Origin of the sequence: Mycolicibacter icosiumassiliensis, from assembly GCF_900078685.2 — a bacterium.
Classification (GTDB): domain Bacteria; phylum Actinomycetota; class Actinomycetes; order Mycobacteriales; family Mycobacteriaceae; genus Mycobacterium; species Mycobacterium icosiumassiliensis.
In genome coordinates this window covers 1,333,444-1,348,416 of record NZ_LT546166.1, presented here as the reverse complement: position 1 = coordinate 1,348,416, position 14,973 = coordinate 1,333,444, and the positions used below count along the sequence as shown (strand labels likewise).

Annotated in this window: 12 protein-coding genes and 1 pseudogene; 5 read left to right on the top strand and 8 right to left on the bottom strand. The window is 66.0% G+C overall.

The genetic code is table 11. The features are described from left to right. Positions 1–40: 40 nt before the first annotated feature. The 3 genes from gjpA (BN4346_RS30270) to BN4346_RS30260 form a co-directional block, all read right to left on the bottom strand. The gene (gene gjpA / locus BN4346_RS30270) at positions 41–1,186 is read right to left on the bottom strand and encodes an outer membrane porin GjpA (protein WP_167666204.1); all 1,146 of its coding nucleotides are present in this window, start codon (positions 1,184–1,186) and stop codon (positions 41–43) included. A gap of 35 nt (positions 1,187–1,221) precedes the next feature. Continuing rightward, the gene (locus BN4346_RS30265; RefSeq protein WP_154677559.1) at positions 1,222–1,905 is read right to left on the bottom strand and encodes a PGRS repeat-containing protein; all 684 of its coding nucleotides are present in this window, start codon (positions 1,903–1,905) and stop codon (positions 1,222–1,224) included. Positions 1,906–2,358: 453 nt separating this feature from the next. Beyond that, positions 2,359–2,907 carry a hypothetical protein gene (locus BN4346_RS30260; protein ID WP_067970102.1) on the bottom strand — a complete coding sequence of 183 codons (549 nt, stop codon included), beginning with the start codon at positions 2,905–2,907 and terminating at the stop codon, positions 2,359–2,361. 152 nt (positions 2,908–3,059) lie between these two features. Between BN4346_RS30260 and BN4346_RS30255 the strand changes: the two genes are divergently transcribed. Together BN4346_RS30255 and BN4346_RS30250 are read left to right on the top strand one after the other, a co-directional pair. Beyond that, positions 3,060–4,511 (top strand): FAD-dependent oxidoreductase, encoded by a 1,452-nt coding sequence (locus tag BN4346_RS30255; protein ID WP_067970099.1) that lies wholly within the window; start codon positions 3,060–3,062, stop codon positions 4,509–4,511. Beyond that, a complete protein-coding gene (locus tag BN4346_RS30250; RefSeq protein ID WP_235653567.1) occupies positions 4,480–4,830 on the top strand; it encodes a helix-turn-helix domain-containing protein in 351 nt (116 codons plus the stop codon). Before BN4346_RS30255 ends, BN4346_RS30250 begins: the two co-directional genes overlap by 32 nt. Here the strand turns inward: BN4346_RS30250 and BN4346_RS30245 are convergent. From BN4346_RS30245 to glmS, 3 genes are all read right to left on the bottom strand, one after another. Continuing rightward, complete coding sequence (locus BN4346_RS30245) at positions 4,827–5,639, bottom strand: DUF4436 domain-containing protein (RefSeq protein WP_067970092.1); 813 nt, start codon at positions 5,637–5,639, stop codon at positions 4,827–4,829. The two genes, BN4346_RS30250 and BN4346_RS30245, sit on opposite strands and share 4 nt — an antisense overlap. A 215-nt stretch (positions 5,640–5,854) precedes the next feature. Next, positions 5,855–6,394 (bottom strand): cupredoxin domain-containing protein, encoded by a 540-nt coding sequence (locus BN4346_RS30240; protein ID WP_078058508.1) that lies wholly within the window; start codon positions 6,392–6,394, stop codon positions 5,855–5,857. A gap of 30 nt (positions 6,395–6,424) precedes the next feature. Continuing rightward, the gene (gene glmS, locus BN4346_RS30235; RefSeq protein WP_067970089.1) at positions 6,425–8,293 is read right to left on the bottom strand and encodes a glutamine--fructose-6-phosphate transaminase (isomerizing); all 1,869 of its coding nucleotides are present in this window, start codon (positions 8,291–8,293) and stop codon (positions 6,425–6,427) included. A gap of 119 nt (positions 8,294–8,412) precedes the next feature. Here glmS and BN4346_RS48395 point away from each other — a divergent pair. After that, a pseudogene (locus BN4346_RS48395) lies at positions 8,413–9,210 on the top strand (dienelactone hydrolase family protein); the annotation flags it as partial. 594 nt (positions 9,211–9,804) lie between these two features. Here the strand turns inward: BN4346_RS48395 and BN4346_RS47600 are convergent. Both BN4346_RS47600 and gjpA (BN4346_RS30220) read right to left on the bottom strand, forming a co-directional pair. Continuing rightward, entirely contained in the window at positions 9,805–10,554 is a 750-nt protein-coding gene (locus BN4346_RS47600; RefSeq protein ID WP_067970085.1) for a PGRS repeat-containing protein, read from the bottom strand. Positions 10,555–10,630: 76 nt separating this feature from the next. After that, positions 10,631–11,755: an outer membrane porin GjpA gene (gjpA, locus tag BN4346_RS30220; protein WP_067970079.1), complete on the bottom strand. Its 1,125-nt coding sequence runs from the start codon at positions 11,753–11,755 to the stop codon at positions 10,631–10,633. A gap of 281 nt (positions 11,756–12,036) precedes the next feature. On the opposite strand from gjpA (BN4346_RS30220), the gene BN4346_RS30215 reads away from it, so the two are divergent. Beyond that, positions 12,037–13,080: an LLM class F420-dependent oxidoreductase gene (locus tag BN4346_RS30215; protein ID WP_067970076.1), complete on the top strand. Its 1,044-nt coding sequence runs from the start codon at positions 12,037–12,039 to the stop codon at positions 13,078–13,080. 68 nt (positions 13,081–13,148) lie between these two features. Next, positions 13,149–14,972, top strand: a complete 1,824-nt coding sequence (locus tag BN4346_RS30210; protein WP_067970143.1) for a fatty acyl-AMP ligase — start codon at positions 13,149–13,151, stop codon at positions 14,970–14,972. Position 14,973: the final 1 nt, after the last annotated feature.

The following is a 14,973-nucleotide window of genomic DNA, read 5'->3' as shown; positions in this document are numbered from 1 at the left end:
GTTGCACCCTACCGAAATCCCAGCCGTCTCGGCTGAGACGTCAGAAGAGGTCTCCCCATTGGAAGTCGGTGATGACGTCGGTCAAGTGGCTGAAGAAGTCGCCACCGCCGACGTCGGTCGCCGCCGCGCCGCCGGCGTCGTCGCCAGGGATCGTGGGGAAGTCGATGCAGGCCAATGGCGGGCAGGTCGGGGTGGTCGGCGCGCCCTTGCCGTCACCGGCCACGTTCCAGCCCGCGCCCAGCAGTTGTGCGGTCAGTTCCGAGAAGCTCAGCCATGCACCGATCGGTCCGATCGCGTGGCCGTCGAAGCCGAGGTGGCCAAGGACCGGAATACCGAGGATATTGATGCCGAGACTGTTGATGATCGAGCCGCCGACGACCGGCACCGATTGAAACACGCTGCCGTCGGAGGAGTAGATGTTCCACGGCGAGTGAGCCACACTGCCACCGGTGAGCAGCCCGCCGAAGGCGAACTCCAGGTTGTCGATCTCCATGGGCGCCGGCAGCAGACCCGCGTTGTTGATCGCCGGCAGCAGGCTGTCGAGGTTGAGGGTGGCACCGTTGAAGAAGGCGCCGACCATGTTGGCGAGAGTGTCGCTGATGCTGTCGTGGTCAGTGATGCTGTTGTCCAGTGCGACCCAGGGGGCGATGGACGGGCCCAGCGACCCGATGATGATGCCGCTCAGCGGTGACGACAAGAAATTGAGGATCGTGGTCACGGTCTCGGGATCAACACTCGCCGGCAGGAAGCCGGGGATCTGACTCAGCAGGAGATTGTGGTCGCCGTTGACGGTGAAAGCCGTCGTGGTGGCCAACGTGTCGTCGTCGACGTTGAGCAGGCTGAAGGACGACATCACGTTCTTGATGTTGTCCTGCATCTGCTCGGCGATGGTGGTGATGTTCGCCGGGTCATCGATCATCAGCTGCATGAAGCCGACCATGTTGACCAGGCTCTGCTGGAAACTCACGCCGGGCGCCAAGCCGTAGTTGTTGACCAGTTGCGTGAGGTTGGCCGACCCGGCGTTGAAAGCGTCGTCCCACGCGCTGGTGAGCTGGATCGCCGGGGCCTGGATATTGGCGACCGGGGAAACGCCGGGCAACGGCGCCGCCACCGTAGGCACCGCGATGAGGCTGGCACCCGCAATCGCGATACCCGCAGTGACATAGGGCTGAAGGGCTAACTGCACGGCCATCTCCTTATGGTTTGGTGATCTTCAGGTCTTCAGAAGGCAGCTCTAGCCGGGCTGACCGTCGCTGCCGGCATTACCGGCGGTGCCACCAGTGCCGGGACCCCACCGTTGCCCATGAACGTGCCACCGATGCCACCGGCGCCACCATCGGCACCGACGCCACCATCGCCGCCAGCACCGCCGTTGCCGAACCCGAGTGCGTTACCACCGTCACCGCCCTGGACGCCTACCGCGTTGCTATCCCAGCCGGCACCGCCGTCGCCGAACCACAGGCCGCCGTTGCCGCCGTCGGGATTGTCCGCCGTGCCATCGATGCCGTCGCCGATCAGGTACTGCCCGGACATTGTGTTGATGGCGCCGTCCACCAGCTCACCGAACGGGTTGTTGATCCAAGCCTCGCTCAGGAAGTGCAGCGGGGTGTAGAGCCAGTCGTCGACCAGCGACGTCAAGTCGAAACCGCCCGCAGCCGCCGAACCGGGGTCGACAGACAGTGCGTCCAGACCCGCCGCGGCATCCGCCGGGGTGAGAAAGTCAGAGAGCCAACCTAGATCGAAGAGATCATCGAGGTCAGCCTGCGCCTGCGGCGCGATCGCCAGCGGGGCCACCCCGAACGCCAAGAACGCGGCTATCGCGCTACCAGCACCGACCATCCCATTACGGCGCTGCCCACTCCCACCCCGAGGGTTGCGATGGCTGTTGGTGTGACGACGGCTCATGTGCGAACACCTCATTCTGTGAACAGATCTACTAGGCGGTTCGAGATATCTCAGCGATTGTTAACCTAACCGATAAGTAAGTAAGGCGGCAAGTATTTGCGATGCTTAACTTCCTCGAATGGTTCGCCCACGATTCCGCCGGCTCGCTCCGCCTATCACCAGCCGCACCTACGGCCGCACCGTTGCCGATGGAGCGACGAAACACTATGCCGACCAGCCAATATTGCCGACCAGCACAGCCCAAGGCGGCATGCGGCCCGGCGCTGAGCCCGCCGTCATGCACGGAATCCGGGAATGCTTAGTCAAGCTATACCAGACCTGTGCCTGATTCTCACTTACGTAGATAATTCACAGTTAACTTACAGTTAAGGGCATCAAATTCACAGCTTTGGTACCGCCCGTTGTCTACTGCCCGTTGTCACTGAGTCCGTCAACCGCTCGACGGTGACGGGTCTAGAAGACCCAGCTCTGCGGTGCGGCGATGACGAAACCGTGGCTGACCACCGGACTCACCTGCCCGGGCACCTGGGGCTCCTTGAGCACACAGACCAAATCGGTGGACGGCGGAACCCCGCAGACCATCGACTCGGCGGGTGAGAAGTCCCAGAACACGATCTTGTGGCCCACCGGAAGCTTTGCGGCCGGTGGGTTTCCGGCGATCAGAGCATCCGCGGGAGCGGGAAGAAAACGTGCCGGGATGCTTTCCTTGCCGTAAATCCCCGGCAGCTCTACCGCCCCAGCGTCGCGCGGCGCTCCCGGAATGTCGCCCGCGCAGTTGACGTCATGAGTGATCCTGCCCTGCCGCATCCTGCAGACCAGCCCGGAATCGGTCGCGAAGACCACATTGGGAACCTTCTGCAGGTCGCTGACTGAGGCGGGCAGCGGCCCGCTGTCATCGATCAGGGCGTCCACATCGGGGATCGCCGGTGCCGCCGCCGCGGTCGGCACGGTCGTCAGCAGGGCCACCGCGGTGACCGCCACTGCCAGTGCCCGCAGCGCCACGCGGAGCCTCCTTGTTCGCCGTCAAATCTTCAAACTACGAGCGGCGGCCTCGCGGCGCAACGTCATCGGCCGGCGATCTACGCGCATTGGCGGATGTTTCCCGGCTCCTGCCCCCAGATAGTCGACTCAGTCGATATCTGAAAGGACTCTCGATGAGCACACTCCGTGGAAACCATGCCGTGATACTCGGCGGCAGCATGGCCGGGCTGCTTACCGCGCGGGTACTCGCCGACTTCTATCAACGCGTGACCATCGTGGAACGCGACGCGCTGTGCGAGGGCCCCACTGCGCGGCGCGGGGTACCGCAGAGCGGTCAGGCCCATATCCCGCTGGCCCGTTGCACGCAGATCCTGGAGGAGTTGTTTCCCGGGTTTCTCGGCGAACTGCGGGATCGGGGCGTTCCGGTATGGGATGACGGCGATCTGAGCAGACTGTGCGTCAAATACCTTGGGCATCAAACGGTTCAGCGCGGGACACTGCCCGACACCATGGCGAACTCGCTGCACTTTCCCAGCCGTCCGCTGCTGGAAGATCACGTACGACGGCGGTTGCGGGCCATCTCGAATGTGGTGGTCCTCGACGGGCATACCGTCCTCGGCTTGATCGCCACCAGCGCCAAGGACCGGGTCACGGGCGTCCGGGTCAGCGACGGCCATCAACAGCGGGAGCTGGCCGCGGACCTGGTGGTCGACGCGACCGGCCGGGGATCTCGCACCCCGGTGTTTCTGCACGAACTGGGATACCGCCGACCTACCGAAGACGAGCTGACAATCCGACTGACGTACGCCAGCCAACTCGTACGTTTTCGGCCCGACGCAGTGCCGGAAGATCTGATTCTCATCGGCCCGCAGCCCGGCCGGCCCACTACGTTCGCCTGCACAGCTCAAGAAAACGGCACGGCGATGGTGTTGGTGAGCGGTATGACCGGCACACAACCACCCGGAACCCGGGAAGAGTTGATTGCCTTCGCCGCACCGTTCACGCCGGCGCACGCGCTGGCGGCCTGGGCGTCGGCGGAGCCGTTGGGCGCGGTGGCCCGCTACCGAGTGCCGTCCAGCCGGTGGCGCCGCTACGACCGGATGCGCCGGTTCCCGCGGGGGCTTCTCGTGGTCGGCGATGCGATGTGCAGTTTCAACCCGATCTATGGCCAAGGAATGGCCGTCGCCGCACTAGAAGCGCTGGTGTTGCGGGACTGCTTGACCCGCGGCGATCAGGACAGGCCGCAGCGGTTTTTCCGCGCTGCGGCGAAGGAGATCCGAGTGGCCTGGCAGACCGCGGTCGGCTCCGATCTGGCATTGCCCGAGGTGCCGGGGCCCCGCCCGCTGTCGATGCGGCTGACCAACGGCTACCTCGATTGGGTGATGACCGCTGCCGAGACGGATCCGCTGGTCTCGGGTCAACTCGCGCGACTGACCGGCATGATCGATCCGCCCTCGCGGCTGCTGCGGCCCAGCTTCGTCGCTCGAGTGGCGCGGGTCCATCTGCGTTCGACTGTTCGCCGCAGCCGACGCGGCACGGTCACCGATGGGGACCGTCCGCTTCCCGATCTATCAGCCGCGGATCGCTACGTCGTTGGCGGATCGGCGAAACAAGCTGGGCGATGACGTGTTCGACGCCTGCTGGGCCGACGGCGCAGCGCTGTCCACCGAAGAGGCGATCGGTTATGCGCAACGTGGACGCGGCGAACGGAAACGCCCATCGAGCGGCTGGGCCTCGTTGACCCCGACCGAGCTGGACGTGACCAGACTGGCAGGCGAAGGACTCGGCAACAAGGAAATCGGTGCCCGGTTGTTCATCTCACCGCGGACCGTGCAGACCCACCTCACCCACGTCTACACCAAACTGGGCCTGACCTCGCGCGTGCAGCTGGCGCGGGAAGCGCTTCGCAACGCGGACGTCGGTACATCGGACGCGCGCGGCTAGTCCGGCTCGGGTTTCAGATCGCGCCACCAGCAGTAGATGAACAACAGCATCGACATCACCAGCGCCACGATCACCCAGAGCGTGATCGTAACGTCGATCCAGGATCCGATCGGCGGCGCGTCCGGCAGTGCGTTTCTCAGCGGTACCACCGCGAAAAGCATTGCCGCATACCAGGTCGTCATCGGCGGCTGGAATTTGCGCCAGCCCAGGAACGTCAGGTTCGCGACGACGACGGCCACCGCGGCCAGGGCGATCAAGACGCCGACGATCACGGCACCAAAAGCCATCGTGCTCGGCGACCGGTGCAGTGTGATCCGGTACGGGCCGCCGTCCTCACGGTCGCTGACAATCTCGTTCTTCCAACCGGCGATGTGGTCGACAAAAGTCACCGACATCCGTTCGGGCAACGTGGCATCTCCGCGGACGACGTCGACGGTGATCGGCCCGGTCTGGTAGTGATCGAACGGCCACTTCGCCGAATTACCGGAGATGGTCAACGGGACCGGGAACTCACCGGGCACCATGCCCTTGGTCCAGGTGCGCTTCGTCGGCGTGACCGCGGAGTGCACCGCGATGCTCAGATCTTCGGTGAGCCCGTGCCGGACCGGATCGAGCAGTGCCGGCCCCGGGCTGATGGTGACCTTGCCGGTCAGGGTGCCCTTCACCGTCTGGAGATCCTCGATGTCGATGGTCACACTCGTGCCATCGGATGACTCCAGACCTTCAGTGAGGTGACGCGGGCAGCCACACCCCGCGCGCTCATACAGCGCGACGGTGACGAGGTAGGACGCGACGAAGAAGACCGTCATGCCGAGGATCAGAAGTAGCCTGGGCCGATTGACGTGAACAGCAGGATCAGCGTTGGACAAAACTGTTCTCCCTCACTCGGTCAGCTTGATGGTCGATAACAACGACTGCATCGTCTCATCGTCGCCGCGATTGCCGCCGCGTTTTCGGCGGGCGCGCGACACCTGATCGAGCTGCCGCAACCAGATTCCGGCGCCGCCCGGGGGTCTGTGCCGCGTTAGAAGACTTCGCTGTACGGCGCCGCGATGACGAATCCGTGCGTTACCGCCGGGCCGGCACTTTTTGCTCCGCTCTCGCGCGCGGCCTTGAGCACACAGACCACCTCGGTGCCCATCGGAGCGCCACAGACCAGCGATTCGGTGGGTGAGAAATCCCAGAACACGATCTTGTGCCCGGGCGCCAACATGATCGACGGAACCCTTGCCGGATCGCCGAGCAGCCCAGCGGGCGCCATCGGCATGAACTGCGCCGGGCCGTTGCCGTCGGCATAGACGGTCCCAAGACTCACGCTGCGGGTTCCCGCCGGGGCGCCAACGAGATTGCCGGCACAGGCCACACTGTGCGTCACTTTCCCGCGACTCTTGCGGCAGGCTAGACCCGACGGGGTGGTGAACGCCAGATCCGGGATTCCGGTGAGGTCTGCCACTGAACCGGGCAGCGGTCCGCTGTCATCAAAGAGCGGATCGAGGTCGGGGATCTCGTTTGCCGCAACAGCATTCGGTGCCTGCGCCAGCACCGCCATTGCGGCGCACGCCATCGCCAACAATTGTCGCACTGAAAACTCCCGCTACTCGACGGTGACTGACTTGGCCAGGTTGCGCGGCTTGTCCACGTCGTAGCCGCGAGCCTGCGCCACCCCGGCAGCAAACACCTGCAGCGGGATGGTCGACAACAGCGGCTGGTACAACGTTGACACCGCAGGGATTTCGATCAGGTGGTCGGCGTAGGGGCGCACCGTCTCGTCGCCCTCCTCGGCGATCACGATCGTGACGGCGCCGCGGGCCTGAATCTCGCGAATGTTGGAGAGCAGCTTGGAGTGCAGCATCGCCGCGTTCTTGGGTGACGGCATCACGACGATCACCGGAAGGTCGTCCTCGATCAGTGCGATCGGGCCGTGCTTGAGTTCACCGGCGGCAAAACCCTCGGCGTGCATGTAGGCCAGCTCCTTGAGCTTGAGCGCGCCTTCCAGGGCCACCGGGTAGCCGACGTGGCGACCGAGAAAGAGCACCGCGCTCGACGACGCGAACTGCCGCGCCAACTCGGCGACCGAGTCGATGCCGTCCAGCACGTGCGACACCAGTTCGGGCATCGCCTCTAGTTGCCGGTACTCGTGCTCGACCTCGTCGGGGTACTTGGTGCCCCGGGCCTGGGCCAGGGCCAGACCGACCAGGTAGTTGGCGGTGATCTGCGCCAGGAACGTCTTCGTGGACGCGACACCGATCTCCGGTCCGGCCCGGGTGTAGAGCACCGCGTCGCACTCCCGCGGAATCTGCGAGCCGTTGGTGTTGCAGACCGCGAGCACCTTGGCCTTCTGCTCCTTGGCGTGCCGGACGGCCTCCAAGGTGTCGGCGGTTTCGCCGGACTGGCTGATGGCCACCACCAGGGTGCTGCGGTCCAGCACCGGGTCGCGGTAGCGGAACTCACTGGCCAGTTCGACTTCCACCGGCAGCCGCGTCCAGTGCTCGATCGCGTACTTGGCCAACAGACCGGAGTGGTATGCGGTGCCGCAGGCCACCACGAACACCTTGTCGATCTCGCGCAGCTCCTGATCGCTCAGGCGTTGCTCGTCGAGCACGATCCGACCGTCCTCGAAGTGCCCCAGCAGCGTCTCGGCCACCGCGGTGGGCTGCTCGGCGATCTCTTTGAGCATGAAGTACTCGTAGCCGCCCTTCTCGGCGGCCGACAGGTCCCAATCGATGTGAAAGCGCCGAGCGTTGGCGACGTCGTCGTTGCCCGCGAAATCGGTGATGCGGTAGCCGTCGGCGGTGATGACCACGGCCTGGTCCTGGCCCAGCTCAACGGCTTCGCGGGTGTAGGGGATGAACGCCGCCACATCCGAGCCCAGGAACATCTCGCCGTCGCCGATGCCGACCACCAGCGGGGTGGACCGACGCGCCGCCACGATGGTGCCCGGTTCGTCGGCGTGGGCGAACACCACGGTGAAGTGGCCCTCCAGCCGACGCAGCACCGCCAGCGCCGAGGCCACGAAGTCTCCGGCGGTGTCGCCCTCCCGGTACTGGCGGGCCAGCAGGTGGACGGTCACCTCGCTGTCGGTCTCGCTGGTGAACTCCACCCCGGCGTGTTCCAATTCGTCGCGCAGCACGGCGAAGTTCTCAATGATGCCGTTGTGCACCACGGCGAACTTGCCGGCCGTGTCGCAGTGCGGGTGGGCGTTGTGGTCGGTAGGACGGCCGTGGGTGGCCCAGCGGGTGTGCCCCAGGCCGGTACCCCCGACCAGCAGCGCCGGATCGGTCGCGGCCAGTTCGGCTTCCAGGTTGGCCAGCCGGCCGGCACGACGCCGGACGGTCAGCTGCCCGATCCCGTCGACAACGGCGATTCCCGCGGAGTCATAGCCGCGGTATTCCATGCGACGCAGGGCCTCGACGACGACGTCGCGAGCAGGGCGTTGCCCGACGTAGCCGACGATTCCACACATAGCTGTTCAGGGTAGTGCACCAGCGGCCCGACCCAGACAATCGCGCAGGTCAAGCGACCAGACATCGTTCGGTACCGGATCTCTGCGAACCCTGGCTGGCGGTGCGTTACCGTCATCGGATGGCCAGCATCAAGCGCCTTTACGCCGCGTTGACCCGACCCGGTCCGCATCGCGTCTTGCGGGGGAATCTGGCCTACGCCGGCCTGACCGGGGTGGTCTACACCCCGCAGTCGGGGTACCGGCTCCCCGCGGTGGCGTTCGGCCACGACTGGCTGACCGGAGCCGACCGGTACGCCGGATTGCTGGAGCACCTGGCGTCGTGGGGCATCGTGGCCGCGGCCCCCGACACCGGACGGGGCCTGGCGCCGTCGGTGCTGGACCTGGCCGCCGACCTGGGGCGCGCCCTGGAGATTGCCACCGAGGTCAGGTTGGGGCCGGGTCGGATCAGCGTCGACCGCGGCCGGCTCGCGGTGGCCGGTCACGGCTTCGGCGGTTCGGCCGCGGTGTTCGCCGCCGCCGGACTGTCGGTGAAACCTACAGCGGTAGCAGCGATTTTCCCGACGGTCACTACGCCGCCCGCCGAGCAGGCGGCCTTGACGCTGGACGTGCCGGGTGTGGTTTTCAGCAGCCCCGATGACCGGAAAGCGCTGCGTTCCAACGCGATCGAACTGGCACGCGCCTGGCAGCTTTCGACGCTGCGGGTGGTCGGCAAAGTGTCGCCGGCCGGTCTGCCGCAGGGCCGCCGATTGACCGGGTTCTTCGGCTTGCCGACCTCGGATCGGCGCACTCAGCGGCGGGTGCGGGCTCTGCTGACCGGATATCTGCTGGCACAACTGGTCGGCGATAAGACATTCCGGGACTTCGCCAACCCGCAGGTGACCTTGCCCAGGACCGAGGGTGGTCCCGCCGCCCCCCCCGGTCCCGCCGTCAACCGAGCCTGCTCCAGAACCGCCCGTTCCACCGTTACCGGCGGCACGGCCTTCGGCAACAACAGTAACGCCGGCGCCGCCCTGACCGCCGCTGCCGGCATGGCTGGTCCCGAAGCCGGACGGCGCGCCGGTCGGGGTCTCGACGCCGGCACTGTTACCGCCGGCCCCACCGTTGCCGCCGGCACCGCCGTCACTGGCTGTCCCGATGCCATTGAAACCGTTACCGCCCCCGCCGCCGGTGCCGCCGTAACCGCCGGACGCAGTGCCGTTGCCGCCGGCGCCACCATCACCGCCCGTCCCGGCAACACCGCCTTGACTAGTGCCGCCCTCGGCGAGCGCCTCAAGAAGCCGTGGCGCTGCCGTGTTGCTCCTGGATTCACACTTATTTACTGATGTGAAATAGGACACTAGCCGTGAGAAAGATAAGACACAAGCATCTTCATCAAAGATTTTTTCGGCATTTCCAAAGCTCACAGGCGTTAACTTTCCAATACCTCGTGATGCAGCATATTTTCACCCTGAGAATGAGCAGCAGTCCTGTTCCGGGCATGGCATGTGGCCACTACGGGACGATAATTTGTGCTAAGGGCCGATCGGCGGCAAGCCCCGCAAACGACACGGTCGCCGGGTCCCTGTTGGGGACCCGGCGACCGTGAGCCGATCTAACTGGATGTAACTAGCTGCCGGGGTTGCCCGCGGTGCCGGCGGTGCCGTCAGCACCGGTCGTGCCGGACGTGCCGTTGGGGGTGCCGGCGCCGCCCCACTGCCTCCGGCGCCGGCGGCCCCACCGGCACCGCCATTACCGGAGACCGCGCCGCCGGCGCCGCCGTCACCGCCGTTGCCGAAGCCCAGCGCGTTACCGCCGGTACCGCCGGCCACCCCGGCCACGTCACTGTTCCAACCGGCGCCGCCGTCACCGAACCACAGCCCACCGTTGCCGCCGTCGGGGTTGGCCGCGGTGCCGGCGACACCGTCGCCGATCAGGTACTGCCCGGCGAGGCTGTTGATGGTGCCGTTGACCATTTCACCAAGCGGGTTGTTGATCCAGAACTCGGTCAGCATGTGCACGGGGTCGTAAAACAGCTGGTCAAACAGCGTGGCCGCGTTGAAGTCGCCCATCAGACTGGACAGGTCGAAAGCATCGGCCGAGCCGGGGACGTCGATGTCGGCGGTCGGGGCCAGCCAATCGAAATTGAACAGATCTTCGAAGTCGGCCTGAGCCTGCGGCGCCGGCGTCAGCGGCGTCATGCCGAACGCCAGGAACGCCGCCACGGCGCTGCCGGCGCCGATCATCCGGTTGCGGTGCCGCGATGCGGTCTTGCCTTGAGTCATGCGAATACCTCTCGTGTGAAAGTCGTTTTGGGGTAGCGGGTTTCAGTGGGATCTAGGTCTGGTGCGGAACGGGCCTCTACAGGCCCAGCCCCGTCATCAGGTCGGCGAACCAGTCGGTAGCCGCGGCACCACCGGCACCGCCGTCGTCGAGGTCGGGAATCAGCGGCAGGTCCGACCCGGCCAGCGGCGGGGTCACCGGCACTGCACCCTTGCCGTCCCAGCCGGAGCCCAGCAGGGCGCCGATGGTCTGTTCCAGACCCATGATCGCGCCGATCGGGCCGACCGCATTGCTGGCGATGTTGATGCTCCCCAGAATCGGCACACCGGTGAGGTCGATGCCGACGCTGTTGAGGATCGAGCCGCCCACTGCGGGCGTCTCGGCGACCACCGCGCCACCGGCACCCAGCACCTGGTAGGGGTCGATGGCCACATGGCCGGCGGTGAGCAGTCCGCCGAACGCGATGTCCAAGTGGCCGATTCCCATGCCGGCCGGCAGCAGGCCACCGGCGACCTGGTTAATCACCGGCAGCAAGCTGTCCAGGTTGAGGGTGGCGCCGTTGAGGGAGGCCCCGAACATGTTGGCCAGCGTGGTGGAGATGCCGTCGTGGTCGTCGATGCTGTTGAGCAGCGCGACCCATGGGGCGATCGCCGGGCCCAGCGAGCCCATGATGATGCCGCTCAAGGGCGAGGACAGGAAATGGATGACCGGGATGAGATCCGCCGGAAACATACCGCCCGCGATCGATGCCAGTGGCCCGGCGAACAAGTCATACCAGCCGAACGTGAAGTTCGCCGAGTTGCCCGCCGCCAAGGTGTGGCTGAGCACGGTGTCGAGAGTTTCCGTGCTGGGGTTGCTCAGGATGAACCCGGTCAGCAGCCCGTCGAGGTTGTTGCGGATCTGCTCGGTGACGGCGGTGATGTTCGCCGGATCATCGAGCAGCTGCTGGGCGTAGGAGTTCTGGTTGGCGATGAACTGCTGGAACGCGACCCCCGGCGCCAGATAGTAGTTGTTCAGCATCTGGGTCAGGTTCTGCTGCGCGGTGTTGAACACCTCGTCCCATGCGCTGCTCGCGGTCAACGCCACATCACGCGCCACGCTGATGTTTGGCGGCGGGACCGTCGGAGTGGCTGCGATCAGGCTTGCGCCCACGATCGCGACACCGGCGGTGACGTAGGGACGAAGGGTTTGTTGCACAGCCATCTCCTTGTTGTTGGGGCACCGCCCTTGACCAGCGTCTCGAAGGCCGTGACGCCGTCGTATTGCAGCTTCGGTCACACCTGTTTACTTATGTGAAGGGTGACACTACCGATGAGTAACCTTAGAGGCAAGCAAATTCATCAGATGTTTTTCGCTGTGCTTTCGGGATTGATCCGAGTGCGCGCGTTAACTTCCCAGGTCGATTATGAGAAATTCCTGATACCGATCGGTCCACTTGTTGCCGATTTGGTGCACTGCCTTGGGTGTCGTGGTATGTCTGACTAGTGCGGATGGGTGTACAGCTGGCCTACGCGGGCGGGTTCAAGGAAGCGGTAGAGCGGGTCGTCGAGCTAGAGCGAATCGGGATTGACGTGGTCTCAGTCGCCGAGGCCTACTCGTTCGACGCCATCAGCCAGCTGGGCTACCTGGCGGCCAAGACTTCGCGAGTCGAGCTCCTCACCGGGGTCCTGCCGATCTACACCCGAACGCCCGCCCTGCTGGCGATGACGGCCGCCGGCCTGGACTACGTGTCCGACGGCCGGTTCGCCCTGGGCCTCGGCACGTCCGGGCCGCAGGTGATCGAGGGCTTCCACGGCGTGCCTTTCGACGCCCCTCTGGGCCGTACCCGCGAGGTGGTGGAGATCTGCCGGGCGGTGTGGCGCCGCGAACGACTCAGCTACAACGGAAAGCACTACCAACTGCCCCTGCCGGCAGAGCGCGGAACCGGGCTGGGCAAGTCATTGCAGTTGATCAATCACCCAGTGCGGATGCGGATTCCGATCTCGATCGCTGCGTTGGGACCCAAGAACGTCGAACTGACCGCCGAGATCGCCGACGGTTGGCAGCCGGTGTTCTTCTACCCGGAACGAGCCGACGACGTGTGGGGTGATTCCCTGAAAGCCGGTGCGGCCAAACGTGATCCGGCGTTAGGCCGGCTGGATGTCATCGTGGGGGCGTCGCTGGCCATCGGCGACGACGTCGAGGACCGGCTGGCTTGGGTGAAGCCGCAGCTGGCGCTGTACATCGGTGGAATGGGCGCCAAGGGTCGCAATTTCTACCACAATCTGGCCACCCGCTACGGCTTCGGCGATGTCGCCGATCACATTCAGGAGCTGTACCTGTCGGGACGCAAGGCCGAGGCGATCGCTGCCGTGCCCGACGAGCTGGTGCGCAACACCTCGTTGGTCGGGCCACCGGGCCTGGTGGCCGAACGCCTCGCCGCCTACGCCGAAGCCGGCGTGACAACGCTGCTGGTCGGTCCACTGGCCACCGGGCCGGAGGAAGCGCTCCGCTACGTCGAGGAGCTGCGCGCCCTGCTGCCGTCCTGATTCGGCGCGCGGGGGCCGAACGTGGGCCGGGTGTGGTCCACGACACCCCGCACGCCAAGATGGGGGTCATGGACTTCACGCCTACCGTGACAACGCCCATCGCTCAAACCCTGTTTGAGCTGCTGCAACGCCAAGCGGAACGGTTCGACGACAAGGTCGCGTTCAGCTTCTCCTACAACGGTGACGACGAAGGCCGCAGCGAGCTGACATTCAGTGAGCTGGACCGTCGCGCACGCGCCATCGCGGCGAACCTGCAGCGCCACGACATCACCGGCGAGCGGGTGCTGGTGCTGGTGCGGCCGGGCCTGGACTTCATCGCCGGGTTCTTCGGCTGCCTCTACGCGGGCGCCGTGGCGGTGCCGGTCCACCAGAAACTGGCACCGCGGCTGCAGGTCGTCGTCCCCGACGCTGCCGCGAGGTTCGCGCTCACCGCCGCCGAAAAGAGCGAGGACACCCGGGCCGCGGTCGCCGGGATACCCGGGGAACCCGAGCACTGGTTCTTCACCGACGCCGGCGCCGACCCCGACACCTGGGTAGCGCCCGACCTCAACATCGACTCCCCCGCTGCCATCCAATACACCTCCGGATCGACCCGCTCCCCCAAGGGTGTGCTGCTGAGCCACGGCAACATCCTGCACAACTGCGATGCCATCCGTCAGTCGTGGAACGGCGACGAGAACGCCAAGGGCGTCTTCTGGCTGCCACCGCACCACGACCTGGGCCTGATCGGCGGCATCCTGTCCATGATCTACATCGGGGCCAGCACGGCGCTGATGTCACCGACGGCATTCATCAAGCGCCCGATGCGCTGGCTGGAACTGGTGTCATCCCATCGCGGCGTGATCACCGCAGCCCCGAACTTCGCCTACGACCGGTGCGTGGAGACCAGCACCCCCGAAGAGCGAGCCGCACTGGATCTTTCCTGTATGACGGTCGCCATGAACGGAGCCGAGTCAGTACGCGCCACGTCCCTGGCGGCGTTCGCTGACGCCTTCGCGCCGGCAGGTTTCCAGCTCTCGTCGTGTTATCCGGTGTACGGGCTGGCCGAGGCCACCCTGTGTGTGGCGTCCGGATCGCCCGCCGGAGTGCCCGGGGTGCGCTACCTCGACCGGGCCGCACTGGAGCAGGACCGGATCGTCGACGTGGCACCGGATGACCCCGCCGCCGCGACGTTCGTCGGCTGCGGTGCGCCGCGGCAAGCCGACATCGCGATCGTCGATCCGGTGACCCGCCAGCCCTGCGGACCCGACGAGGTCGGCGAGATCTGGGTCGCCGGACCCAATGTCGCGCTGGGTTATTGGAACCGGCCGGAGGAGACGGCGGCGACGTTCGGGGCGGTGCTGGCCGAGCCCGGCGACCCGACCCGCGGCCCGTTCCTGCGCACCGGAGACCTCGGCTTCCTCTGCGCCGGTGAGATTTTCACCACCGGACGGTGCAAGGACCTGATCACCATCGACGGGCATAACTACTACCCCAACGACATCGAATTCACCGTGCAGCAATGCAATCCGGTGCTGGTGTCGGGCCGCGGGGCGGCGTTCGCCACCGACGCGCCAACCGGCGGCCTCGAGCAGCTGGTCATCGTGCACGAAGTGGACAGTGCGCGGGCAGCTGAGACCGACCTCGACGCGGTCATCGAGGCCATTCGACTGGCGGTCGCAACCCATCACGGGATCGCGGCAGACGCCGTGGTCCTGGTGCACCACGTATCGCTGCCGACCACCTCGAGCGGCAAGATCCAGCGCGGCCAGACCAAACAACACTTCGCCGACGGCAAGCTGGCGGTGGTCGCCGAGTGGCGTACGCCGACCCGGGAGCTGTCGCTGGCAGAGCTGGAGGCGGCAGCCAGGATCGTCTCGACTCTGCAGTCCTGGGGAACCCGCCCGGACTGAA

What these genes read in the sequence shown, in the direction of transcription:
- BN4346_RS30265 (WP_154677559.1), bottom strand. Translation starts at nt 1,905, where the DNA reads ATGAGCCGTCGTCACACCAACAGCCATCGCAACCCTCGGGGTGGGAGT.
- BN4346_RS30255 (WP_067970099.1), top strand. Translation starts at nt 3,060, where the DNA reads ATGAGCACACTCCGTGGAAACCATGCCGTGATACTCGGCGGCAGCATG.
- BN4346_RS30245 (WP_067970092.1), bottom strand. Translation starts at nt 5,639, where the DNA reads ATGACGGTCTTCTTCGTCGCGTCCTACCTCGTCACCGTCGCGCTGTAT.
- BN4346_RS30240 (WP_078058508.1), bottom strand. Translation starts at nt 6,394, where the DNA reads ATGGCGTGCGCCGCAATGGCGGTGCTGGCGCAGGCACCGAATGCTGTT.
- glmS (WP_067970089.1), bottom strand. Translation starts at nt 8,293, where the DNA reads ATGTGTGGAATCGTCGGCTACGTCGGGCAACGCCCTGCTCGCGACGTC.
- BN4346_RS47600 (WP_067970085.1), bottom strand. Translation starts at nt 10,554, where the DNA reads ATGACTCAAGGCAAGACCGCATCGCGGCACCGCAACCGGATGATCGGC.
- gjpA (WP_067970079.1), bottom strand. Translation starts at nt 11,755, where the DNA reads ATGGCTGTGCAACAAACCCTTCGTCCCTACGTCACCGCCGGTGTCGCG.
- BN4346_RS30210 (WP_067970143.1), top strand. Translation starts at nt 13,149, where the DNA reads ATGGACTTCACGCCTACCGTGACAACGCCCATCGCTCAAACCCTGTTT.